Annotated in this window: 19 protein-coding genes; 9 read left to right on the forward strand and 10 right to left on the reverse strand. The window is 72.4% G+C overall.

Features of this window, described 5'->3' with window-relative positions:
* From ACF062_RS36360 to ACF062_RS36375, 4 genes are all read right to left on the reverse strand, one after another.
* Positions 1–776: CE1758 family FMN-dependent luciferase-like monooxygenase (locus ACF062_RS36360; protein ID WP_392144087.1), on the reverse strand; the 776-nt coding region annotated here is incomplete at its 3' end.
* Between the two features lie 211 nt (positions 777–987).
* Positions 988–1,710, reverse strand: a complete 723-nt coding sequence (locus ACF062_RS36365) for an alpha/beta fold hydrolase (RefSeq protein WP_392144089.1) — start codon at positions 1,708–1,710, stop codon at positions 988–990.
* 191 nt (positions 1,711–1,901) lie between these two features.
* Positions 1,902–2,801: a helix-turn-helix domain-containing protein gene (locus ACF062_RS36370; protein WP_392144091.1), complete on the reverse strand. Its 900-nt coding sequence runs from the start codon at positions 2,799–2,801 to the stop codon at positions 1,902–1,904.
* A 188-nt stretch (positions 2,802–2,989) separates the two neighbouring features.
* Positions 2,990–4,234, reverse strand: coding sequence for a PucR family transcriptional regulator (locus ACF062_RS36375; protein WP_392144093.1), 1,245 nt, complete (start codon positions 4,232–4,234; stop codon positions 2,990–2,992).
* Positions 4,235–4,540: 306 nt separating this feature from the next.
* Here ACF062_RS36375 and ACF062_RS36380 point away from each other — a divergent pair, with 306 nt between their 5' ends.
* The gene (locus tag ACF062_RS36380) at positions 4,541–4,963 is read left to right on the forward strand and encodes an SsgA family sporulation/cell division regulator (RefSeq protein WP_392144095.1); all 423 of its coding nucleotides are present in this window, start codon (positions 4,541–4,543) and stop codon (positions 4,961–4,963) included.
* 180 nt (positions 4,964–5,143) lie between these two features.
* Positions 5,144–5,983 carry an alpha/beta fold hydrolase gene (locus ACF062_RS36385; protein WP_392144097.1) on the forward strand — a complete coding sequence of 280 codons (840 nt, stop codon included), beginning with the start codon at positions 5,144–5,146 and terminating at the stop codon, positions 5,981–5,983.
* On the opposite strand, the gene ACF062_RS36390 is transcribed toward ACF062_RS36385, so the two are convergent.
* Positions 5,943–7,610 carry an MFS transporter gene (locus ACF062_RS36390; protein WP_392144099.1) on the reverse strand — a complete coding sequence of 556 codons (1,668 nt, stop codon included), beginning with the start codon at positions 7,608–7,610 and terminating at the stop codon, positions 5,943–5,945. The genes ACF062_RS36385 and ACF062_RS36390 overlap by 41 nt on opposite strands.
* A gap of 144 nt (positions 7,611–7,754) precedes the next feature.
* Positions 7,755–9,188 carry a dihydrolipoyl dehydrogenase family protein gene (locus ACF062_RS36395; protein ID WP_392144101.1) on the reverse strand — a complete coding sequence of 478 codons (1,434 nt, stop codon included), beginning with the start codon at positions 9,186–9,188 and terminating at the stop codon, positions 7,755–7,757.
* A 164-nt stretch (positions 9,189–9,352) separates the two neighbouring features.
* Between ACF062_RS36395 and trxA the strand changes: the two genes are divergently transcribed.
* Positions 9,353–9,760: a thioredoxin gene (gene trxA, locus ACF062_RS36400; protein WP_392144103.1), complete on the forward strand. Its 408-nt coding sequence runs from the start codon at positions 9,353–9,355 to the stop codon at positions 9,758–9,760.
* A 42-nt stretch (positions 9,761–9,802) separates the two neighbouring features.
* Here the strand turns inward: trxA and ACF062_RS36405 are convergent, their stop codons facing one another.
* A complete protein-coding gene (locus ACF062_RS36405; protein ID WP_392144105.1) occupies positions 9,803–10,837 on the reverse strand; it encodes a LacI family DNA-binding transcriptional regulator in 1,035 nt (344 codons plus the stop codon).
* Positions 10,838–10,995: 158 nt separating this feature from the next.
* Here ACF062_RS36405 and ACF062_RS36410 point away from each other — a divergent pair, with 158 nt between their 5' ends.
* On the forward strand, positions 10,996–12,432 hold the full coding sequence (locus ACF062_RS36410) for an amidase (RefSeq protein ID WP_392144106.1): 1,437 nt from the start codon (positions 10,996–10,998) through the stop codon (positions 12,430–12,432).
* A 452-nt stretch (positions 12,433–12,884) separates the two neighbouring features.
* Positions 12,885–13,739 carry a calcium-binding protein gene (locus ACF062_RS36415; RefSeq protein WP_392144108.1) on the forward strand — a complete coding sequence of 285 codons (855 nt, stop codon included), beginning with the start codon at positions 12,885–12,887 and terminating at the stop codon, positions 13,737–13,739.
* Positions 13,740–13,860: 121 nt separating this feature from the next.
* On the opposite strand, the gene ACF062_RS36420 is transcribed toward ACF062_RS36415, so the two are convergent.
* The gene (locus ACF062_RS36420) at positions 13,861–14,943 is read right to left on the reverse strand and encodes a glycosyl hydrolase family 18 protein (protein WP_392144109.1); all 1,083 of its coding nucleotides are present in this window, start codon (positions 14,941–14,943) and stop codon (positions 13,861–13,863) included.
* A gap of 100 nt (positions 14,944–15,043) precedes the next feature.
* Positions 15,044–15,892 carry a TIGR02452 family protein gene (locus tag ACF062_RS36425; RefSeq protein WP_392144111.1) on the reverse strand — a complete coding sequence of 283 codons (849 nt, stop codon included), beginning with the start codon at positions 15,890–15,892 and terminating at the stop codon, positions 15,044–15,046.
* Between the two features lie 159 nt (positions 15,893–16,051).
* On the opposite strand from ACF062_RS36425, the gene egtA reads away from it, so the two are divergent.
* From egtA to egtD, 4 genes are read left to right on the forward strand one after another with little or no spacing between them, the layout of a single operon-like run.
* Positions 16,052–17,392 carry an ergothioneine biosynthesis glutamate--cysteine ligase EgtA gene (gene egtA / locus ACF062_RS36430; RefSeq protein ID WP_392144113.1) on the forward strand — a complete coding sequence of 447 codons (1,341 nt, stop codon included), beginning with the start codon at positions 16,052–16,054 and terminating at the stop codon, positions 17,390–17,392.
* Positions 17,389–18,732 carry an ergothioneine biosynthesis protein EgtB gene (gene egtB / locus ACF062_RS36435; RefSeq protein ID WP_392144115.1) on the forward strand — a complete coding sequence of 448 codons (1,344 nt, stop codon included), beginning with the start codon at positions 17,389–17,391 and terminating at the stop codon, positions 18,730–18,732. The genes egtA and egtB overlap by 4 nt, the downstream gene beginning before the upstream one ends.
* On the forward strand, positions 18,732–19,487 hold the full coding sequence (gene egtC / locus ACF062_RS36440) for an ergothioneine biosynthesis protein EgtC (protein ID WP_392144117.1): 756 nt from the start codon (positions 18,732–18,734) through the stop codon (positions 19,485–19,487). Before egtB ends, egtC begins: the two co-directional genes overlap by 1 nt.
* Positions 19,484–20,446, forward strand: coding sequence for an L-histidine N(alpha)-methyltransferase (gene egtD / locus ACF062_RS36445; RefSeq protein ID WP_359648878.1), 963 nt, complete (start codon positions 19,484–19,486; stop codon positions 20,444–20,446). Before egtC ends, egtD begins: the two co-directional genes overlap by 4 nt.
* 60 nt (positions 20,447–20,506) lie before the next feature.
* Here the strand turns inward: egtD and ACF062_RS36450 are convergent, their stop codons facing one another.
* Positions 20,507–21,763, reverse strand: coding sequence for an extracellular solute-binding protein (locus ACF062_RS36450; protein ID WP_392144310.1), 1,257 nt, complete (start codon positions 21,761–21,763; stop codon positions 20,507–20,509).
* Positions 21,764–21,972: the final 209 nt, after the last annotated feature.

The raw sequence follows: 21,972 nt of genomic DNA on the forward strand, positions 1-21,972 counted from the left end.
TCCAGCGAAGGCCCGTGCCCGTACACCGGCGCGTTGTCGAAGTAGGGCCGGAACTCCCGCACCGCGTCCTGGGACTTCGCCCGCATGAACACCTGTCCGCCCAGCCCCACGACCGCCTGCTCCGCGGTGCCATGCCCGTAGTGCGCGTAACGCCGCCGGTAGAGCTCGACCATCTTCCGGGTGTGCTCCGCCGGCCAGAAGATGTTGTTGTGGAAGAACCCGTCACCGTAGTACGCCGCCTGCTCCGCGATCTCCGGAGAACGGATCGAGCCGTGCCACACGAACGGCGCCACCCCCTGCAGCGGACGCGGCGTGGCGGTGAAGGACTGCAACGGCGTACGGAACTTCCCCTTCCACGTCACCACGTCCTCATCCCACAGCCGCCGCAACAGCGCGTAGTTCTCCACCGCCAGATCGATGCCGTCCCGGATGTCCTTGCCGAACCAGGGATACACCGGCCCCGTATTGCCGCGCCCCAGCATCACGTCCACCCGGCCGTCCGCCAGATGCTGGAGCATCGCGAAGTCCTCCGCGATCTTGACCGGGTCATTGGTCGTGATCAGCGTCGTCGAGGTCGACAGCACCAGCCGCTCGGTACGGGCGGCGACATAACCGAGCATCGTGGTCGGCGACGACGGCACGAACGGCGGGTTGTGATGCTCACCCGTGGCGAACACATCCAGCCCCACCTCCTCCGCCTTCAACGCGATCGCCACCATCGCCTTGATCCGCTCGTACTCACTCGGCGCGCGCCCCGTCGTCGGATCGACCGTCACGTCACCGACACTGAAAACCCCGAACTGAACGGGTGTCGGGGCGTGTTGCGAGGCCCGGGCAAGTGCGGGGGCAGGGGCAGGGGTTGAATCTGTCACTTCGGTCTCCTCTGGCTCGGCGGCTCTGGGCACGCCGGGCGCCGTCACCGCGGTTGCGGCGACGGTCAGGGAATGGATGGATTGCCGAGGCGGCCCCGCCGGGGCCGCACGGGGTTCAGCTGGTCGCGCGGGCCGCGTCGAGGATCAGGTCCGCGACGGCCTTGGGCCGGGATACGAGGACGGCGTGGGAGGCGCCGTCGAGTTCGACGACGGTGGCTCCGGCACGTTCGGCGCCGAAGCGTTCGACGTCGGGGTTGATGACCCGGTCCGTACCGGCGACGAGGGCCCAGGACGGCTTCGTCCGCCAGGCGGCGGCCGTGGCGCGCTCCTCGAACGCGGCGGTGGCCAGCGGGCGTTGGGCGGCGGCGAGGACCTTGGTGACGGCTGCCGGGACGTCGGCGGCGAAGACCTCCGGGAACGCCTGCGGCTGGATGGTGACCTCGGTGGCGTCGGGCCGTGCGCCGCCCGCCGGATAGGTCGTCTCCTTCAGGTGGCCGACGAGCGGAGCGAGTGCGAAGCGGTCCCGCAATTCGCTCAGGCTCTCGCCCTCTTCGGGCACGAAGGCGGCGATGTAGACCAGCGCGACGACGTTTTCGGCGGTGCCGGCCACGGTGATGAGCGCACCGCCGTAGGAGTGGCCCACCAGGACGACGGGGCCCTCGATCTGTTCGGTCACCGAGGCGACGTACGCGGCGTCCGACGCCAGACCGCGCAGCGGGTTCGCGACCGCCAGGACCGGTATGCCGTCACGCTGGAGTTCGTCGATGACGCCCAGCCAGCCGGCCGCGTCGGCGAAGGCACCGTGCACGAGGACGACGGTGGGAGGGGAAGCGGGCATGTAGGGGGTCCTTCTCTTCACGCTGTGCCGGAGGCGGCGTGGAGGGTGGTCGGGGCGGCAAGGAAAGCAGCCGGTTCGGCGCCTCGCGCTCTTCACGTTAGGACGCCGCATCGGCCACGTGTGACTTCTGCGTGCACCGGAGGTGTCTTCACAGCGCACACACGCCGGCACACACGGGCGCACACTCGCCGCTAGCGGGAGGGTCGCTCGCCCAGCGTTTCGAAGCTGTGCCCGGTGCTGTGCCCGGTGCTGTGCTCGGTGCTGTGCTCGGTGCTGTGCTCGGTCGAGACCTGCCATTCCCGGGGAGAGACCCCGTAGGTCTGACGGAACAACCTGCTGAAATGGGACGCGTTCGCGAAGCCCCACCTGTGCGCCACCGCGGCCACGGTGCGCCGGCGGTTCGACAGGCGTCCGAGTTCCATGCGGCAGGAATCGAGCCTGCGCCGCCGGATCCACGTACTCACCGTCGTACCGTCGTTCTGGAACAGCTTGTGCAGATAGCGGACCGAAATATGGTGGGCGCGGGCGATCGATTCCGGCGACAGGTCGGGATTCATCAGATTCTCCTCGATGTGATCCCGGATGCGCGCCAGCATCTCACCGGCGCCGTCCGAGGACGCGGAGCGGTACGGATCGAGGAGTTCGGCGACGAGCAGCGCCACGAGGTCGACGGCGTTGAGGGAGAGCCGCCTGCCGCTCGGTGAACGGCGCAGACCGTCCTCGGCCGCCAGCGCGGTCAGGAACCTGGAGACCAGCGCGGCCACTCCGCTGTCCGCGCTCACCTCCGCGTCCGCCAGCCGGCGCACCTCCACCCCGGTGATCCCGAGATAGGAGCAGGAAATGCGGAAGAACGCGAACTCGTCGGCGCGCATGAGGTGTTCGGGGCGCAGGGCGTCGAGAAGAATCAGGTCCCCGGTCCCCGGACGCGCCCGGCCTTCCGTGGCGTGGAGGCCCAGGTAAAGATATTCGCCCTCTCCCTTTCGTGCCGTCCAGGGGAGCGTTCTGCAGTGTCCGGAATCAGCGCCTTCATGACGTTCGGCGGATTCCTGTTCTGTGTTTCTCGGCATGCGCGATATGACCGACCTGGTCACAGTGAGCTCCAGTCGTGCCGTGGTTCGTGTGGGTGTGAGAGGCCGCCCGTGCTGTTCACGGGTTCAGACAGACGGGTCAGGTACCGATGGAGCCGGTTCCATGGGCCGGCTCCTACCTGCCACATTCTGGTCGGGCGCTGCCCTTCCCCACCACCGCGCTCCGTAGTGATTGGCCGGGGAAAACTTCATCACTCTGTAGGAGCGGGGCTCCCCAGCAGGTCACGTACGCGCAGGCCGAGGTGGAGGACCAGCCGGTCCGCGCCGTGGTCCAGGTCGAGCCCGGTGATCTCCTGTATCTGCCGCAGCCGGTAGTACAGGGAGGTGCGGTGGATCTGCAGGGCCTCCGCTGTCCTCGGGATCGATCCGGCGTGCTCCAGGAAGCACCGGAGCGTCTCCTCCAGGCGCTGTCCGCCGGTCGCCCCCAGGAGGGTGCGCAGCGGCTTCGGCAGCAGGGACTCGTTCAGGGCGTGGTCCGGCAGTTGGAGGAGCACGGCGAACTCCCCGAGCTTCTCCCAGTCGCCGACGCGCTTGAGTTCGGGCATGCGGCGCGCCGCACGGGCGGCGACGAGCGCTTGGCCGTACGAGGTCCAGGCGTCGGCCAGACCGGCGCCGCGGCCGCCGATGCCCAGCACGGGGGCGGCCGAGGCGTCCAGGTAGGTGTCGAGGGCCTCGACGATCCGGGCGGACTGCGCGGTCAACTCGTCGCAGGCGGGCGCCTGTTCGCAGACCTGGAGCAGCACGGCGCGCTCGGGGGAGACCGACACGAGGCCATGTGCCGTACGTGTGCGGCGAAACCCTTCCAGGGCGCCGCGCAGGGCGACTTCGACCTGGCCGGGGGGTTCATGGGAGGGGGCGACCTGGACGACGGTGACCACGGCGTGCGGGGCGTCGGGGAGCAGGCCGCTGTCGAGGATCTGCTGCTGGGCGACGGCGCGGGCGGTGGGGCTCTCCCCGAGCACGCCCGACAGCAGTTCGCGCGCGCTGGACCCCTCGGCGTCGTCCTCGATCTGTTCCGCGTACATCTGGGCGGCGACGCTCGCGGACACCTGGTCGATGGCCTCGGTCTCCGACGGCGTCAGCGCCTTGTCGGGTGAGACCACCATGAGCAGGCCGAGGAGGTGGCCGCGTCTTCGCAGGGGCACGCAGTACCGCGTGAGCAGCCCCAGGTCCGCGTTGCCCTCGATGTAGCCCGGCTTGTGCCACTGGGCCACGCCCTGGTCCAGCACATACCGGATGATCTCCGCGTCCGCGCGTCCTTGGAGGAGGCTGCGGATGCGTACGGGATCCTCGTCCCCGAAGTGCCGACTGGAGCAGATGAACCTGACCAGGGGGTCGTCGATGACCACGGAACGTCGCAGTCGCGCCGCGAGGTCCTCCACCAGCTCCTGCAGTGCGTGACTGCCCACATGAGCTCGATACAGCCGTTCCGCCATGCCCACCCCTCTGTCGGCCTCCTTTCTACAAGGCGAGAAACTTGAAAACCAAATATTCGACAGTGAGAGGTATGACACGACGGGTCGTCCCCATCTGTCCGCTTCGGGTCGGCGGGGCCGCGAGGGGCGGATGTGACGCGCGCCTCGCGCCGCGGGGCGCCAGGACACCTGAGGAGGCGCCTGAAGGGTTCTCCCTCAGGCAACGCCCCGTGCATTTCCCGGCAAGAAAATTTCCGCCCCGACTTTAGGGTCGCGTACAGGAAATCCTTTCCGTGAAACGTAGTTGGAACATAGTTGGGGGACGAAATGACTCAGCCTCTCGCCTCGGTCACGCGCACGATGACCGTGCGCGTCAGCATCCCGGGTGAACTGCCCGCACCGCTTCCCGCGCAGCTGCACTACGAGGTGCACGACCCATACGCCGTGCGGCTCTCCCTCGGCGCGCCGATGGCGAGACCCGTCGACTGGGTCTTCGCCCGCGACCTGCTCGCCGCGGGAGTCCATCGCACGTCAGGGGTGGGTGACGTGCTGGTCATCCCGCTGCCTGGCACGCGGCCGCGGGTGCGCGTCGTCCTGAGGTCCGGCACGGGGACGGCCGTGGTCGCGCTGCCGATGGACGAGGTCGCGGACTTCCTGCGGCAGAGCTGCGCCCTGGTGCCCGCCGGGATGGAGGGACTGCACCTCGATCTCGACCATGCCGTCGCCGAGTTGACGGGCAGGAACGTCTGAGAGGCGCCCACAACCCGGTCGGAGCTGCCGTCGGGACTTTCCGCGGAGCGCACTGTGCACTCTGGGAACAGCACCGTGCGCTCCTTTCCCCGAAAACTTGCCGTACGCGATTACGGCTCTGTAGAAAGAGCCGGAAAGCGCCCGCATGAGGCGGGCGCGACAGGCAGGGGTGGGGTCGCCGTGGAAGAGCTGACGACGAACGACGGCACGCGGCTCGTGTACCGCGACAGCGGGGGCGACGGAGTGCCGCTGGTCATGCTCCACGGGTGGGGGCAGACGCAGGAGATGTTCCGCCACCAGGTGCGCGGCCTGTCCCCCGCCCGCCGGGTCATCACCCTGGACCTGCGCGGCCACGGACTCTCCGCCAAGCCGCGGCACGGCTACCGCATCGCCCGCCTGGCACGTGACGTCCGCGAACTCGTCGACCACTTGCGGCTGGAGTGTTTCGACGCCCTCGGCTGGTCGATGGGCGTGTCCGTGTGGTGGAGCTTCATGGACCAGTACGGCACGGGCCGGATCCGCCGGTTCGTCGCCGTGGACCAGCCGGCGGCGGTCGCGGCCGTGCCCTGGATGACGCCCGCCGAACAGCGGGAGGCCGGGGCCATCTTCGACGTGGCGGGCCTCCTCGAACTGGGCGGCGCGCTGGCGGGCCCGGACGGCGAGCGGGTGCTCCAGGAGTTCGTGCGCGGCATGTTCTCGGGCCCCACCGACCCCGAGATCCTCGCCTTCGTCGCCGGACAGGTCACGTCGACGCCGTCGTACGCGGGTGTCCCCCTGCTGTTCGACCACTGCGCGCAGGACTGGCGCGACATGCTGCCCCGGGTGGACGTGCCGACCCTGGTCATCGGGTGTGAGGGAAGCCATGTGAGCCCCGACTCCCAGCGTTTCGTCGCCCGGCGGATCCCGGACGCGTCGCTGCATGTCTTCCCGGCCGACGTGGCGTCCTCGCACTTCCCCTTCCTGGAAAACCCGCCCGCGTTCAACGCCGTGGTCGAGAAGTTCCTGGCGGAAGCGGTGTGACCCCCGGAACCACGGGCCCCGCGGTGGCGTCGAACGCGTGCGTCACCTCGGGTTCGGTGTACTCCACGAGGAGCCGCCGGGCCCGTTCCTCGTCACGGCGGTCGGCGGCCGTCAGCCGTCCGTGGTGCTGGGCCAGGTGCTCCGCCCAGGACGCCACCAGGTAGCTCTCGATGAACCGGTCGGGGTCCCCGCCGTCCTGGTAGAGCCCCCAGGAGAGGGCGCCCGTACGCCGCCGCGAACGGGCCACGCGCGCCATGCGGTCGGTGAAGGCCGCGCGGTTGCCGGGGGCGACGCGGTAGGTGACGGAGACGAGTACGGGGCCGTCGGCCGGCCCCGGCTCGAACAACAGGGGCGGCGCGGGCCAGTGGTCCGACGGACTCGGATCGAGGCCCTCCGTGTCGTACAGCGGCCTGCGGCGCAGACTCGCCGCACCGGCCAGCAGCAGTACGGCGCCCACCAGCAGCGCCCCGGTCAGGCCCAGCCACTCGGCCAGCAGACCCCACAGCGGTGCCGTCAGCGCCTGCCCGCCCTGGAAGACCACGAGGTACACGGCGAGGCCCCGGGCCCTGACCCAGCCGGGCAGCCGTGCCTGCATCGCCGCGTTGAGGGTGGACAGGACGGCGATCCAGGCCACGCCCGCGGGCAGCAGCGCGACCGCCGCGAGCCAGGGCGTACTCGCGGTGGCCAGGACCGCCAGGACGCCCGCGAAGACGACGCTTCCCGCGCCGAGCGTGCCGTTGACGCCGCACGTCCTGCGGAGGGCGGGCAGTGCGAAGGCGCCGCCGACCGCGCCGATCCCGACGACGCCGAGCAGCAGTCCGTACCCGCCGGAGCCGAGCCCGAGGGAGCGGCTCGCGACCAGCGGCAACAGCGACCACAGGGCCGCTCCGCCGGGTATGAACAGGGCGGTGCGCAGCAGGACGCGGCGGATCCCGGGCGCGTTCCAGACGTAACGGCGGGCGGCGTGCACCGCGGTCAGGAAGGTCTCGTGCCGGACGGCGGGCGTACCGGTCGTGTGCGCCGGCCGCTTCCACAGCAGCAGTACGGCGGCGATGCCGAGGTAGGACACGGCGTTGAAGGCGAAGACCCAGGCCGCGCCGGCCGCCGCGACCACCGCTCCGCCGACGGCCGGGCCGATCGCGCGCGCCAGGTTCATGTTCACCGCGCCCAGCGCCGCCGCCTGGCCCAGCAGGGGCCGTGCCACCAGGTCGGGCTGGATGGCCTGCCAGGCCGGGCCCATGAGCGCGGTGCCGCAGCCCAGCAGGAAGGTGAGGCCGAGCAGCGGCCAGGGGGTGAGCGCGCCGGTGAACGCCAGGATCGTCAGCGTGGTGGAGACGGCCAGCAGGGCGGCCTGCGCGCCGAGCAGCACCGAGCGCCGGTCGTACCGGTCGGCGAGTACGCCGGAGGGCAGGGCGAGCAGTACGACGGGAAGGCTGGAGGCGGTCTGCACGAGCGTGACCAGGGCTGCGTCGTGTCCGATCAGGAGCCACTGGGCCCCGACGGTCTGCATCCAGCTGCCGACGTTGGAGACGAGCTGCGCGATCCACAGGGCGCGGAAGACGCGGGCCGCGAGCGGCGCCCACGGGGAGTCCCTGTGGGCGCCTGCTGCGGGAGGGGCGGTACTCATGTGGGTGCCTGCCGAGGGGGAGGTGCGGGCGCCGAAGCGGCTGTCCCGCCGAGGCTAGAAGCGGCGGGAGGGCCGCACTCGTCCATCGGTGCACGGGGGCTTGCCCCAGAGTGAACGCCGGTGCGTCCGCGGTGCCGTCCGCCCTCAGCCGCGGTACGTCTCCAGGAGGCGCAGCCACACCTCGCTGATCGTCGGGTAGGCGGGGACCGCGTGCCAGAGGCGGTCCAGGGGGATCTCGCCCGCGACCGCCATGGTCGCCGAGTGGATGAGTTCGCCGACGCCGGGGCCGACGAAGGTGACGCCGAGGACGGTCTCGCGGTCCAGGTCGACGATCATGCGGGCCCTGCCGCGGTAGCCGTCGGCGTACAGCCCCGCGCCCGCGACGCCGGACATGTCGTAGTCGACGGCGCGGACCCGGTGCCCTGCGGCCTCCGCCTCCGCGAGGGTCAGGCCCGCCGAGGCCGCCTCGGGGTCGGTGAAGACGACCTGCGGGACGGCGGCGTGGTCGGCGGTGGCGGAGTGGGCGCCCCAGCGGTCGGTCTCCAGGAGGGGCACGCCCTGGGCGCGCGCGGCGATGGCGGCGCCCGCGATGCGGGCCTGGTACTTGCCCTGGTGGGTGAGGAGCGCGCGGTGGTTCGCGTCGCCCACCGCGTACAGCCAGTCGCTGCCGTCCACGCGCAGGCTCTCGTCGACCGGCAGCCACGAGCCGGGCTCCAGGCCGACCGTCTCCAGGCCGATGTCGTCGGTGCGGGGGGCGCGGCCCGTGGCGAAGAGGATCTCGTCGGCCCGGAGGGACGAGCCGTCGTCCAGGGTCGCCGTGACGGTGCCGTCCTCGCGCTTGACGGCGGTGACCGAGACGCCGAGCCGGACCTCGGCGCCCGCCTCGGTCAGGGCCTCCTGGACCAGCTCGCCGGCGAACGGCTCCATGCGGGGCAGCAGGCCGCCGCCCCGTACCAGCACCGTCACGTCGGAGCCGAGCGCCTGCCAGGCGGTGGCCATCTCCACGGCGACGACGCCGCCGCCGACGACCAGGAGGCGGCCCGGCACGTGGTCCGCGGCGGTCGCCTCGCGGCTGGTCCACGGCTTGACGTCGGCGATGCCCGGCAGGTCGGGCAGGGCGGCGCGGGTGCCGGTGCAGACGGCCACCGCGTGGCGGGCCTCGATCCGGTGCTCGGTGCCGTCCGTTCCGGTGACCGTGACCTTGCGGGGGCCCGTGAGGCGGCCGTGGCCGCGGTACAGGTCGACGCCGATGCCCTCCAGCCAGCCGACCTGGCCGTCGTCCTTCCAGTGCGAGGTGTAGTCGTCGCGGTGCGCGAGGACCGCGGCCGCTTCCAGCGGGCCCTGGACGGACTGGCGCAGCCCGGGGACGCGGCGGGCGTCCGCGCGGGCGATGACGGGACGGAGCAGCGCCTTGCTGGGCATGCACGCCCAATAGGAGCATTCGCCTCCGACGAGTTCGCTCTCCACGATCGCGGCGCTGAGCCCTGCCGCGCGGGCCCGGTCCGCCACGTTCTCTCCCACGGGACCGGCTCCGATGACTACTACGTCGTATGTCTTGGCATCCTTCATATCCGTCATGAGGACAGTCTGTCGGCAGGTGTGCGCCGGGGCCACATGGGTAAGCGCGCGGGACACGCCCGTGCACGCAGGGAACAGTCCCGTGCGCGTGACGGGCGGAATACGTACGTACCATCGGCCGTTGTCGACAGCGGCCATGCCCCACATCAGGAAGCAGGGACACCATGAGCAACGCGACACTGGAGCTCACCAAGGAGAACTTCGACCAGACGGTCACGGACAACGAGTTCGTTCTGATCGACTTCTGGGCTTCGTGGTGCGGTCCTTGCAAGCAGTTCGCCCCGGTCTACGAGAAGGCCGCCGAGGCCAACCCCGACCTGGTCTTCGCCAAGGTCGACACGGAGGCGCAGCCGGAGCTGGCCGCCGCCTTCAACATCCAGTCGATCCCGACGCTGATGATCGTCCGTGATCAGGTCGCGGTCTTCGCCCAGCCGGGCGCGCTGCCCGAGGCGGCGCTCACGGACGTCATCGGCCAGGCCAGGAACCTGGACATGGACGAGGTCCGCCGGCAGGTCGCCGAGGAGCAGGCCAAGCAGCAGGAGCAGGGCGAGGGCCCGGGTCAGGGACAGTAGGGAGGAAGGCGCCGGCCGGTCCTGCCCGACCGGCCGGGCCGGCTAGCTGGACTCGCGGTGCACGACGTCCGCCGCGAGCACGTCGTGCACCTCGGGTACGGCGCCCGGGTCGCGCACCACGCGGTCGACGAGTTCCGCGAGGCCGCGGCCCGAGGGCAGCTCGATGCGGACGGTGCTGAGCCGGGGCCTCAGCAGTCTGCCGAGCATCAGGTCGTCGGAGCCGATGACAGCCGCCTCCTCGGGGATGGCGATACCTTCGTCCTGGAGTGCCCGCATCACGAGCATCGCGTACTCGTCGTTGTACGCGAAGACGGCATCGAGGCCCAGGGAGCGCCAGCGGGCCGCGAGCGCGGCGGCGGACTCCTCCGTGTGGGCGAGGGGCAGTTCCGTGACCGATGCGCCGGTGATGTGCGCGGTCTCGACCGCCCGGTGCAGCCCTTCGACGCGGGGCCGCGAGAAGATCTCCAGGCCGGGCTCCGTGGGAACGATCGCGCCGATCCGGCGCCGCCCGCGAGCCAGCAGGTGCAGGGCCGCGGCCTCCCCCACCCGGCGTCCGTCCATGAGGAGCGCGTGCGCGCCCTCGACGCGCTGCGGTCCGAGGGTGAAGACGGCCTTGGCGCCGGACCGCTTCAGGACCGTCACGCCGCGCGGTCCGAGCGCGGAGGCGTCGGGCGCGAGGACGGCCACCGGGCGCAGCTCCGCCCAGGCGCGGGCGGCGTCCTCCCCCGTCATGCCAAGACTCGCGTACTGCACGACGGTGTAGTCGAGGCGGCTGAGCGCCCACTGGAGTTCGTTGAAGAACCTGCCGAAGAGCGGGCCCATCGGGATCTCCGAGGTGGGCATGAGGACCATGCGGCTGTGTCCGGCGCGCAGGCTGCGGGCGGCGGCGTGCGGCACGTATCCGAGTTCTCTGGCGGCGTCGTGGACGCGGCGGCGCGTGGGCTCGCTGATGCGTACGGCGCTGGCGTTGTTGAGGACGTAGCTGACGGTCGCGCGCGAGACTCCCGCCAGGCGTGCGACGTCGGCGCTCGTCGGCACGGAGCGCTGTGCGGGCTGCTGGTTCGGTATCTGCACCATGACATCGGCATCCTCGCAGACGGCGGCGGAACGGGCGCGGGCGGGCGGGTGCCCGGGTCCCGCGCGGAGGTCGGCGTGAAGTCCCTTGGCGGCGTTCCGTGTTGGGCCGCTCGCCGGTTACCGTGCGGTCACCCGTCGCCGACCGAAGGTGCCCCCACATGACTGCCGACCGTGACCGTGCCGATGGGCTGGTGCGCACCGCCCGCGCGCTGGCCGAGGGAGAGGTGTCCTCGCGTGCGCTGACCGAGCGGACGCTGGCCAGGATCGAGGCGGCGCAGCCCTCGCTGAACGCCTTCAGGCGGGTGCGGGCCGAGGCGGCGCTCGCGGAGGCGGACGCGGCCGACCGGGAGCTGGCGGCGGGCGGGCCGTTCGCGGACCGGCCGTTGCTCGGCGTGCCGCTCGCGGTCAAGGACGACATGGACGTGGCGGGCGAGCCGACCGCGTTCGGGTGCAGGGGCGACTTCCCGCCGAAGTCCAAGGACTGCGAGGCGGTGCGGCGACTGCGGGCGTCCGGTGCAGTGATCGTCGGCAAGACCAACACGTGTGAGCTGGGGCAGTGGCCCTTCACGGAGGGGCCCGGCTTTGGTGACACGCGCAATCCTTGGCACACCGGGCATACGCCGGGCGGTTCGTCGGGCGGCTCGGCGGCCGCGGTCGCCGCGGGCCTGGTCCCGGCCGCGCTCGGCTCGGACGGCGCGGGCTCGGTGCGCATACCGGCCGCCTGGACGCACCTGGTGGGCATCAAGCCGCAGCGCGGGCGGATATCGACGTGGCCGTGGCCGGAGGCGTTCCAGGGCATCACCGTCAACGGCCCGCTCGCCAGGACCGTCGCCGACGCCGCGCTGCTGCTGGACGCGGCCAGCGGCAACCACCCGGGCGATCCGCACCGGCCGGCCGCCGTGCGGGCCGCCGAGGCCGCGACGCGCGAGCCGGGGCGGCTGCGGATCGCGCTGTCCCTGCGCATGCCGTTCACGGCGACGCCCAAGCGCCTTGACCCGGCGGTGCGGCAGCGGGTCGTCGCGCTGGCCGACCGGCTCGCCGCGCTCGGGCACGACGTGGAGGAGGCGGATCCGGACTACGGGCAGATCGGCCTGGCGTTCGTGCCGCGCGCCACGGCGGGCATCGCCGAGTGGACGCGGCACGTCCCCGACGTCGCGCTCCTGGACCGGCGTACGCGTGAATCGGCCCGGCTTGGGCGGCTGTTGGGCGGCGCGCCGCTGCGGCTCGCGCGCCGCGCCGAGGCCGTGCTGCACCGTCGGGTGGGCGCGGTCTTCACGGCGTACGACGTGGTGATCACGCCGACCACCGCCGCTCCCCCGCCCGGGATCGGCACGCTTGCCGCCCTCAGCGGCTGGCGCACCGACCGGGCGATCATCGCCGCCTGCCCCTACGCGTGGCCGTGGAACGTCCTCGGCTGGCCGGGCGTCAACGTCCCCGCAGGGCATGTGGCGGGCGGTCTCCCGGTCGGCGCCCAGCTGCTGGGGCCCGAGGGCAGCGAGCCGCTGCTGGTGTCCCTGGCCGCGCAGTTGGAGGCGGACCAGCGGTGGTACGAGCGGTGGCCGGCGCCGGTCCCGGACGCGGCACCGGCGCCTTAGGGCCTGTCTGACAATTCCCGCCTGCCTCGCGACGCCATGCACGCACTCTCGCCGCACCGGGCGCAGAGCCAAGTACATCCAGTACGAGGCCCTACGCCCGGCACGCCGAGAGCACGCACCTGACGCCGCGAGGCCGCCCTCCGGGCGACGACGGGAACAGTCAGACAGGCCCTAGCAGCCGGGGCGCGCGAGCCTGCTCGGTCGGATCGCGTGGGCCGTCTCGGCGGGCCTGCGCGACGCACGCCGCACCACCACGTGACGCTGACGCTCCATCACCACCAGGCGGTCCACGCCCCGTCGCCACCAGCCGCACCGCCGTGCTGTCACGTATCGGTCACCACGCCGTCCGCCACTGTTCATGAACCGCCGGGCAACGCCGTTCTCGGGCCTCCTGTCTAACCGGGTGACCAGAAGCACCACCGCACACGCACACCCTGAAGGGTCACTTACGCATGCGCGTTCACCGGACCATCGCGGCCACCGCCACTCTCGCCCTCGCTCTCGGCACGGCCTGCTTAACGGCGTCGACCGTCCAGGCCGCCCCGTCCGCCGCCGAGGCCACGGCCTCCGTCGTCCTCGCGGACGGCGAGCTCTGGTACAAGGCGGCGCCGGGCCAGCAGAACCAGGTGACGGTCGACGAGAAGATCGATCACCGCGGCGAGCACGACTCCTACTACGTCCTCACCTTCCACGACCGGTACGACATCGCCATCTCCGCCGACGCGGCGGAGTGGGACGAGTGCGCGTACCCCGAGGAGGGCGACCACACCACCGTGCGGTGCGCGGTCAAGATCCCGGAGAACTCGGACGACTCCGACAGCTACGACATCGACCTCGGCGACCTGGACGACACCGCGACCCTCGCGCCGGACAGCCAGGCCTGGGCCGGGATCTACGGCGGCAGCGGCAACGACGTCATCAAGGCGTCGGAGTCCGCGCTCCTGCACGGCGGTGACGGCGACGACCGTCTCGACGGCGGCGGCGGACCGTTCGGCTTCGGCCCGTGGGGCGACGCAGGGAACGACACCCTGACCCGTTGCAGCCAGGACTGCTTCGGCGGCCCCGGCAACGACTCCCTGACCGGCACCGGCGAGGAGAACACCCTGCACGGCGAGGACGGCAGCGACGTCCTGTACGGCAGGGGTGGCGCCGACGTCCTCTACGGCGGCAAGGGCAACGACAAGCTGTACGGCGAGGCGGGCGACGACACGCTGTGGGGCAACAGCGGCGACGACGTCCTGTGGGGCGGCACGGGAACCGACAGGCTCTCCGGCGGTCCGGGCCGCAACGAACTCCACCAGGACTGAGCGGCCCCCCGAAACCGCACCGGGGAGCGGGCAGCTCCCCTGAACCGGGGCAGCGGCTACGCACGGACCACGGGCCACCCCTCGACCCGGGCCTCCGGGCTTGGGGTGGCCCGACGCGCCGTCAGGTCCCGGGCGTCGCCAGCGTGCGCCACAGCTCCGGGTCCTCGAAGCCGAGCGCCCACAGCACCGTCCTGTCCACGCCGTGCTTGCGCAGCACGGGCAGGTGCGCGGCGGTGCCGCGCGCGTCCTGGTACCAGACCTCGCGGGTCGTGCCGCCCTCCTTGTACGTGAAGTGGGGTGTACCGGAGGCGGGGTCGATGCGGTAAGGCGCGCCCACCTTGCGGCGCAGCGCTTCCGCGCTCCTGGACGTGACATGGCGGGCGCGGCCGGGCTTGCCGACGGCCCAGTCCCAGCCGTAGGCGGGCAGCCCCATCTCCAGTTTGGCGCGCGGCACTTCGGCGGTGGCGCGGGTCAGGATGTCGTCGTACCAGGCGGGGGTGGAGAGCGGGCCCGGCCGGCCCTCGGCCCAGTGCAGGTTGTAGGCCATGATGCGGAGCCGGTCGGCAGCGGCGCCGAGGCGCGTGTAGTCCCAGACGCGGCCGGTGCCCGCGGTCTTCGGGGAGACGGTGATGACGCACTCCTTGCGCAGGGCGCGCAGTGCGCGGCAGAGGTCGGTGACCATCGTGGCGTAGCCGTCACGGACCTTCTCGTAGTCGACGTCGCCGGTCGGCGCGATGGTCTCGTAGTCGAGGTCGAGGCCGTCGTAGTCACGGCCGTCCATGAGGGCGACCAGGTTCTTGACGTGGCCGGCGCGGCGGCCGGGGTCGGTCACCAGGGCGGCCAGGGCGCCGCGCGGCATCTTCTCCATGACGGTCGGCACGACCTTGATGCCCGCTCCGTGCAGCCCGTCGACGACGCGCTGCTCCTCGGCGCTGAAGTGTTTGCCGACGGATCCGTCCGCCTTCGCCTCGTACCAGAAGGGGCTGACGGTGTGCAGTTGGCCGGCGTGGCGCAGGGCGGTCTCGTACGCGTTGTCCTGGTCCCAGTACGGGAGCCAGGCGGAGGCGGTGCGGGAGGGCGGGGCGGCGGCGGGCGGCGGGGCCGGGTCGGAGGCGGCCGGGAGCGGGGCGAGCGCCGAGGCCGCGGCGGTGAGGGCGGCGAGAGCGGTCAGGGCACGGGTCCTGCGCGGGAGTCGAAGCACCATGGACCGAGCCTGCGGGCCGTGAGGGAAGCCCGCTCCGCGGATTGGGCCGGACAGGTTCCACGGTGACCCTTCCGTTCTACGGTCACCCTTCCGACCGCCTTCATCGATGATCGGCGAACGCCCGCTCGAACGCCCCGCGCGTCACCGCGCCCCTGGTGCGGTCGAGCACCCCGAACACGACGTGGTCGAACCGCCCGGCGAACCGGCCGCCTTCGCCGAGCAGCGTCCGGAAGGCGCCCGCGACGTGCGCGGGGTCGTTCATGAACACGCCGCAGCCCCACGCGCCGAGGACCAGGCGGCGGTGGCCGCACGCGAGCGCCGTCTCCAGGACGCGGGCGGCGCGCCCCGCCACGGCGTGCGGGATGTCGGCGGCGCGCTCGGGGGCGCTGCGGCGGATCACCCCGGTGTTCGGCGCCGCCGAGGTGAGGAAGCCGACGAGGTAGGGCGACTCCAGCAGCTGTCCGCGGTCGTCGCGGAAGACGGGAACCGAGGGCGAGTAGATCACGCGGTCGGTGTAGAAGGGGTCGCGGTGGGCCCGGTGGTGGTCGTAGAAGGCGCGCGCCTCCAGCAGGCAGGTGTGGAGCGCGGAGGCGCGGCAGAGCGCTTCCTCCTGTGCCTGCGCGCCGTTCAGATAGCCGCCGCCGGGGTTGCGCGCGGACGAGAAGTTGAGGACGGCGAGGGGTGAGCGGCCCGCCGTGGTCTCCGCGTCGGCGGTGAGTCTGCGCGCCGCTTCCAGGCTGCTCTCGCCGGTGACCTCGAAGACGGTCGGGACGGGCTCGCGCCGGGGCGTGCCCGCGTCCACCGGCTCCGGACCGAACATGCGGGTGCCTGCGCGGGCCGCCGCCACCCAGTCGCCGATGACCGCCTTCCGGCCGCCCGGCGTGGTGTACGCGCCCGCCGCGACGATCTGCTCCGTCTCCTGCGCCACCGCGCGCAGCCGGGCGCTCATGCCCGCTCCCCCGTGTCGTTCATGAACGCATGGTGAGCCGGGCATGTCGGTCGGCGCAACAGAGATTCCTGGTGCGGGAACGGCCGCAAGGGCACTCTTGTGCGATCGGCCTTGAGGGTTTTGGGTGTGACGAGCACCCCTGACTGGAAGGATCCCCGCATGTCTGAAGGAGACTGTACGAAGCACCGCCCCCCGCCGCGCACGGAGGCACCGGACCCGGTGACCGAGGCGGAAGTGGAGGCCCTGGTCCGCGGCATCTGCTTCAAGACGGGGCCACCTGGCACCATCGGCGTCGAACTGGAATGGCTCGTCCACGAACCCGGACTGGCCCATGTGCCCGTCCCCGCCGCCCGCCTCGAAGCGGCCTACGCCGCACTGCGGGCCCTGCCCCTGCGCGCGTCACTCACCGTCGAACCCGGCGGCCAGCTGGAGCTCAGCTCGCTGCCCGCCGCTTCCCTGACGGAGTGCGTCTCGGCCATGCGGGCCGATCTCGGCCTGGTTCGCGACGCGTTACGCTCCCACCGCCTCACCCTCAGCGGCATCGGCGCCGACCCGTGGCGGCCCCCGGCACGGATCCTGCGCGAGCCCCGCTACGACGCCCTGGAGTCCAGCCTCGACCGCGGCGGCCCCGCCGGGCGCCGCATGATGTGCTCGACGGCGTCCGTGCAGATCTGTCTGGACGCCGGGTACGAGGAGCCGGGCCCGCTCGGTTACGCGCGCCGCTGGCGCCTCGCGCATCTGCTCGGTCCCGTCCTGGTCGCCGCGTTCGCCAACTCGCCGCTCCAGGACGGCCGTGCCACCGGCTGGCGGTCCACCCGGCAGGCCGTGTGGGCGGGCATCGAACCCGGTAGATCCGGCGCCCCGCCGCTCGACGGGGAGCCGCGCGAGGCCTGGACACGGCACGCCCTCGACGCACCGGTCATGTGCGTCAAGGGAGCACCCGGCGACGGGCCTTGGCGTGTCCCGGAAGGGCTCACCTTCCGTGCCTGGACCCGCTCGGGCCTGCCGCGGCCGCCCACGCGTGACGACGTCGACTACCACCTGACCACGCTGTTCCCGCCGGTGCGCCCGCGCGGCCACCTGGAGCTGCGCATGGTGGACGCCCAGCCGGGCGACGACGGCTGGGTCGTACCGCTCGCCGTGACGAGCGCGCTGTTCGACGACCCGGAGGCCGCCGAGACCGCCTACCGCGCCGTCAAGCCGCTGGCCGAGCGCGACGGGCCGCCGGGCTCGCCCGCCGCGCCGCACAGCCCGCTGTGGCTGGACGCGGCGCGCCACGGCCTCGCCGACGCCGAGCTGCGCGAGGCCGCCGCCGTCTGCTTCGCCGCCGCCGCCGACGCGCTGCCCCGGATGGGCGCGGACGCCTCGACGCGGGACGCCGTCGCCACGTACGCCGACCGGTACGTCGCGCGGGGCCGCTGCCCCGCCGACGACCTGCTGGACGGTCTCGGCGACGCCCATCGACACCATGACGCCTCGGAGAAGGACACCCGACGATGAACGGCTCCACCACGGATGTGGCGGCCCTGCGCGAGCGCGCGCTCGCCGCGCTCCTGGCCGCCCGCGACCGCACCACCCTCCTCACCTCCTGTGTCGAGGACAGTGAACTGACCGCGCAACACTCGCCGTTGATGTCACCGCTGGTCTGGGACCTCGCACACATAGGCAACCAGGAGGAGCAGTGGCTGCTGCGCGCGGTCGCGGGCCGCGACGCCATGCGGCCCGAGATCGACTCGCTCTACGACGCCTTCGAGCACCCCCGCGCCGAGCGGCCGAGCCTGCCGCTGCTCGCGCCCGCCGAGGCCAGGGGGTACGCGGCCGAGGTGCGGGGCCGGGCGCTCGACGTACTGGAGAAGACGCCGCTGCACGGCACTCCGCTCACCGACGCGGGCTTCGCGTTCGGGATGATCGCGCAGCACGAGCAGCAGCACGACGAGACGATGCTCATCACGCACCAGCTGCGGTCGGGGCCCACCGCGCTCACCGCGCCGGACCCGGAGCCCGGTCCGCCCTTCACCGGCCCGGCCGAAGTCCTGGTCCCTGGCGGCCCGTTCACCATGGGCACCTCCACCGAGCCGTGGGCCCTGGACAACGAGCGCCCGGCGCACCGCCGTCTGGTCCCGCCGTTCTTCATCGACACCACACCTGTGACGAACGCCGCGTACCAGCGTTTCATCGACGACGGCGGCTATGAGGAGATCCGCTGGTGGTCTCCCGCGGGCTGGGCGATGGTCCGCCAGAACGGTCTGCGGGCACCGCTGTTCTGGCGCCGTGAGGGAGGGCAGTGGCTGCGGCGCCGCTTCGGGACGGTGGAGCCGGTGCCCGCCGACGAGCCGGTGCTGCACGTGAGCTGGTACGAGGCCGACGCGTACGCGCGCTGGGCGGGCCGGCGTCTGCCCAGCGAGGAGGAGTGGGAGAAGGCCGCCCGGCACGACCCGGTCACCGACCGCTCCCTGCGCTACCCGTGGGGCGACGCGGACCCCACCCCGGAACACGCGAACCTCGGACAGCGGCATCTGCGCCCCGCCCCGGCGGGCAGCTACCCGGCAGGCGAATCCCCGTACGGCATACGCCAATTGATCGGCGACGTATGGGAGTGGACGTCCAGCGACTTCCTGCCCTACCCGGGCTTCGCCGCCTTCCCCTACCGCGAGTACTCGGACGTGTTCTTCGGCGGCGACTACAAGGTGCTGCGCGGCGGGGCGTTCTCCGTGGACGCGGTGGCCTGCCGGGGCACGTTCCGCAACTGGGACCACCCTGTGCGGCGGCAGATCTTCGCCGGGTTCCGCACGGCGCGGGACGCGGCGCCGACCGAAGCCCCCGAACCCGAGGTGTCCTGATGTGCCGTCACATCGCCTTCCTCGGCCCGCCGGTGCCGCTGGGAAGCCTCCTCGTAGCGCCCGCGCACGGCCTGTACCGCCAGTCGTGGGCGCCCCGCCGACAGCGGTACGGCACGGTCAACGCCGATGGTTTCGGGGTGGGCTGGTACGCGGAAGGCGACCCGGCGCCCGCCCGCTACCGGCGCACCGGGCCGATCTGGGCCGACCAGTCCTTCGCCGACCTGGCCCGGGTGGTGCGCTCCGGAGCACTGCTCGCGGCGGTGCGCGACGCCACGCTGGCCGGCGCGGACGGCGAGGCCGCGGCCGCGCCCTTCGCCGCCGGGTCCTGGCTGTTCAGCCACAACGGCGCGGTGGCGGGCTGGCCCGGCTCGCTCGCCGCCCTGGCCGAGGGCCTGCCCTCCGCCGAGCTGCTGTCGTTGGAGGCGCGCTGCGACTCCGCGCTGGTGTGGGCGCTCGTCCTGCACCGGCTGCGGCGGGGCGACGAGGCCGGGCAGGCCCTGGCCGACACCGTCCTGGACGTCGCGGCAGTCGCCCCCGGATCGCGCCTCAATCTCCTGATGACCGACGGCGACACGATCACCGCGACCGCCTGGGGCGACACCCTCTGGTATCTCGCGGAGCCCGGCCGCCGCACCGTGGTCGCCTCCGAGCCCTACGACGACGACCCGCACTGGCGTGAGGTGCCCGACCGCACGCTGCTCGCCGCAAGCCGCACCGACGTACTGCTGACCCCGCTCAAGGAGCCACCCGCGTGAGCCCGTTCCTGCTGACCCGCACCCTGCCCGAGGACGCCACCGGAGCCGCGCTCCGGGCCGACGTCCTGCACGGCCTGACCCGCACCCCCAAGGCGCTGCCGCCCAAGTGGTTCTACGACGCGCGCGGCAGCGCCCTCTTCGAGGAGATCACCACCCTGCCCGAGTACTACCCGACCCGCGCGGAGCGGGAGATCCTGGTCGCCCGCGCCGCCGAGATCGCGGGGATCACGGGCGCACACACACTGATCGAGCTGGGTTCGGGTTCCTCGGAGAAGACCCGCCACCTGATCGACGCCATGGCGTCGCTGCACACGTATGTCCCCGTGGACGTCAGCGAGAGCGCGCTGACCGGCGCGGCGAACACACTGCTCGCGCACCGGCCCGGGCTCGACGTGCACGCCCTGATCGCCGACTTCACCCGGGGCCTCGCGCTGCCGGGCACACCGGGGCCGCGCCTGGTCGCGTTCCTCGGCGGCACACTCGGCAACCTCCTGCCCGCCGAGCGCGCGGCGTTCCTCTCGTCGGTGCGCGGGCTGCTCTCCCCCGGTGACGCGCTGCTTCTGGGCACGGACCTGGTGAAGGACGAGTCGGTGCTGGTGTCGGCGTACGACGACGCCACGGGGGTCACCGCCTCGTTCAACAAGAACGTCCTGTCGGTGATGAACCGCGAACTGGAGGCGGACTTCGACCCGGACACCTTCGACCACGTCGCCGTCTGGGACCGCGACCACGAGTGGATCGAGATGCGGTTGCGCTCCACGGCCGCGCAGACGGTGAAGATCCCCGCGCTCGGCCTGGCCGTCGACTTCGCGGCCGGCGAGGAGATGCGCACGGAGGTCTCGGCGAAGTTCAGGAAAGAGGGCGTGAAGGCTGAACTCGCGGCGCAGGGACTGGATCTGACGCACTGGTGGACGGATGAGCGCGGCCGCTTCGCGCTGTCGCTGAGCACGCCGGTGTAGGGGGCGGTCCGGTCCCCGGTGCCGTACGCGTGGCGCGTACGGCACCGGGGGACCCGCCCGTCACAGGCCGCCGAGGCGCAGTGCCTTGGTGATCTCGCGTGAGGCCTCGCGGGCGTGTGTCGCCGGGGCGCCGCCCGTCAGGACGGCGGTCATGTAGCCCTTGATGGGGTTGTCGGCCTCGACTGCCGCCCAGCGAGGGGAGTTGGGGGTCGCGCGGCCGTTCGCCGCGCCGACCGCCATCGCCGCGACGCCCGCCTCGCCCGCGACGGCGGGGGCCAGCTTCGCCTTGTTGGGCACGTAGTTCATGGTTCTGGCCAGGTCGGTCTGCCACTTCTTGCCCGCCAGCGCCGCGATCACCTCGACGGCGCCCGAGTGGTCGTCGCTGTGCTCGGGCACGACGAGGTCGGAGCCGCCGGTGAAGACCGCGCCGGGCTTGCCCGCCTTCTTGCCGGGGACCGGGAAGTAGCCGAGCTTGCCCTTCAGTTCGGGGTTCTTCTCCTCGATGGCCCGCGCCGCGCCGGGCACCGCGATGATCTGGGCGACGTCGCCGCCCGCGAACACCCCGGTCTGCGCCGGGTGTTCCTCGTCCGCGTCGCGCGGGCCCCGGCCGAGCGCCTGGAGGCGCTGGTAGAACGCCATGCCGCGCAGCGCCTCGGCCGTGTGCAGGCTGCCGCGCCAGTCGCCGGAGGACTCCTTGGTCTCCTTGGCGAGGTCGCCGCCCTCGTCCCAGATGAACCCGGCGAGGGTGTACCAGTCCTGGCCCGCGAGGTAGATGCCCTGGTTCCCGCCGGTGTTGAGCTTCTGCGTGTCCGCGATCCACTCCTCGCGGGTGCGCGGCGGCCGCGTGATGCCCGCCTTCGCGAAGAGGTCCTTGTTGTAGATGACGACGCGGTTGGCCGCGTACCAGGGGATGCCGTACTGGGCGCCGTTGTGGCGGCCGGGCTCCGCGAGGCCCGGCAGCCAGTCGTCCATGCCGAGGTCGCGCGCCGACTCCAGGGTGAGGTCGTACAGGCCGCCCTCGTCGACGTACTGGGCGACCTGGGTGTTGCCGACCTCGATGACGTCGGGCCCGTCGCCGTCCTCCTCCTTGAGCGCCTTCTTCACCTTGGCCCCGATGCCCGTCCACTCCTGGACACGGACGTCCAGGTCGATGTCCTCGTGCTCCTTCTCGAAGTCCTCGGTGAAGCGCTCGACGAACGCGGGGGACGCGCTGCCCCGCATCAGCCAGACGGTGACGGTTGTGCGCTCGTCCCCGCCGGGCAGCACACCGCACCCGGCGAGCAGGACGGCACAGGAGAGGGCGAGGGACAGGGGCATGGCGGCGCGGCGGTGCGGCTTCACGTGGGTCACTTTCTGCCTGCGGACAGGGGAAGGTCAGCCCGACGCGGGGGGTGAGCAGCTGGCTCGAACGGGTGTTGGCTGGATTTTGGTATGTACCAATCGCCCGGTCAAGGGGGTACGGGATCCCATACGCCGTCTCGCGCGTCCGCGCGGGCTGGTGCACGGTGGAGTGACGCACTTCGCGA

This window comes from Streptomyces sp. NPDC015345, from assembly GCF_043078805.1.
In the GTDB taxonomy this organism is placed as follows: domain Bacteria; phylum Actinomycetota; class Actinomycetes; order Streptomycetales; family Streptomycetaceae; genus Streptomyces.

Coding starts and splice junctions, on each gene's coding strand:
- ACF062_RS36425 (WP_392144111.1), bottom strand. CDS start 15,892: ATGAGCGCCCGGCTGCGCGCGGTGGCGCAGGAGACGGAGCAGATCGTC.
- ACF062_RS36365 (WP_392144089.1), bottom strand. CDS start 1,710: ATGCCCGCTTCCCCTCCCACCGTCGTCCTCGTGCACGGTGCCTTCGCC.
- ACF062_RS36420 (WP_392144109.1), bottom strand. CDS start 14,943: ATGGTGCTTCGACTCCCGCGCAGGACCCGTGCCCTGACCGCTCTCGCC.
- ACF062_RS36375 (WP_392144093.1), bottom strand. CDS start 4,234: ATGGCGGAACGGCTGTATCGAGCTCATGTGGGCAGTCACGCACTGCAG.
- ACF062_RS36405 (WP_392144105.1), bottom strand. CDS start 10,837: ATGGTGCAGATACCGAACCAGCAGCCCGCACAGCGCTCCGTGCCGACG.
- ACF062_RS36410 (WP_392144106.1), top strand. CDS start 10,996: ATGACTGCCGACCGTGACCGTGCCGATGGGCTGGTGCGCACCGCCCGC.
- ACF062_RS36395 (WP_392144101.1), bottom strand. CDS start 9,188: ATGACGGATATGAAGGATGCCAAGACATACGACGTAGTAGTCATCGGA.
- egtB (WP_392144115.1), top strand. CDS start 17,389: ATGAACGGCTCCACCACGGATGTGGCGGCCCTGCGCGAGCGCGCGCTC.
- ACF062_RS36450 (WP_392144310.1), bottom strand. CDS start 21,763: ATGCCCCTGTCCCTCGCCCTCTCCTGTGCCGTCCTGCTCGCCGGGTGC.
- ACF062_RS36390 (WP_392144099.1), bottom strand. CDS start 7,610: ATGAGTACCGCCCCTCCCGCAGCAGGCGCCCACAGGGACTCCCCGTGG.
- egtC (WP_392144117.1), top strand. CDS start 18,732: ATGTGCCGTCACATCGCCTTCCTCGGCCCGCCGGTGCCGCTGGGAAGC.
- egtA (WP_392144113.1), top strand. CDS start 16,052: ATGTCTGAAGGAGACTGTACGAAGCACCGCCCCCCGCCGCGCACGGAG.
- ACF062_RS36380 (WP_392144095.1), top strand. CDS start 4,541: ATGACTCAGCCTCTCGCCTCGGTCACGCGCACGATGACCGTGCGCGTC.
- trxA (WP_392144103.1), top strand. CDS start 9,353: ATGAGCAACGCGACACTGGAGCTCACCAAGGAGAACTTCGACCAGACG.
- ACF062_RS36415 (WP_392144108.1), top strand. CDS start 12,885: ATGCGCGTTCACCGGACCATCGCGGCCACCGCCACTCTCGCCCTCGCT.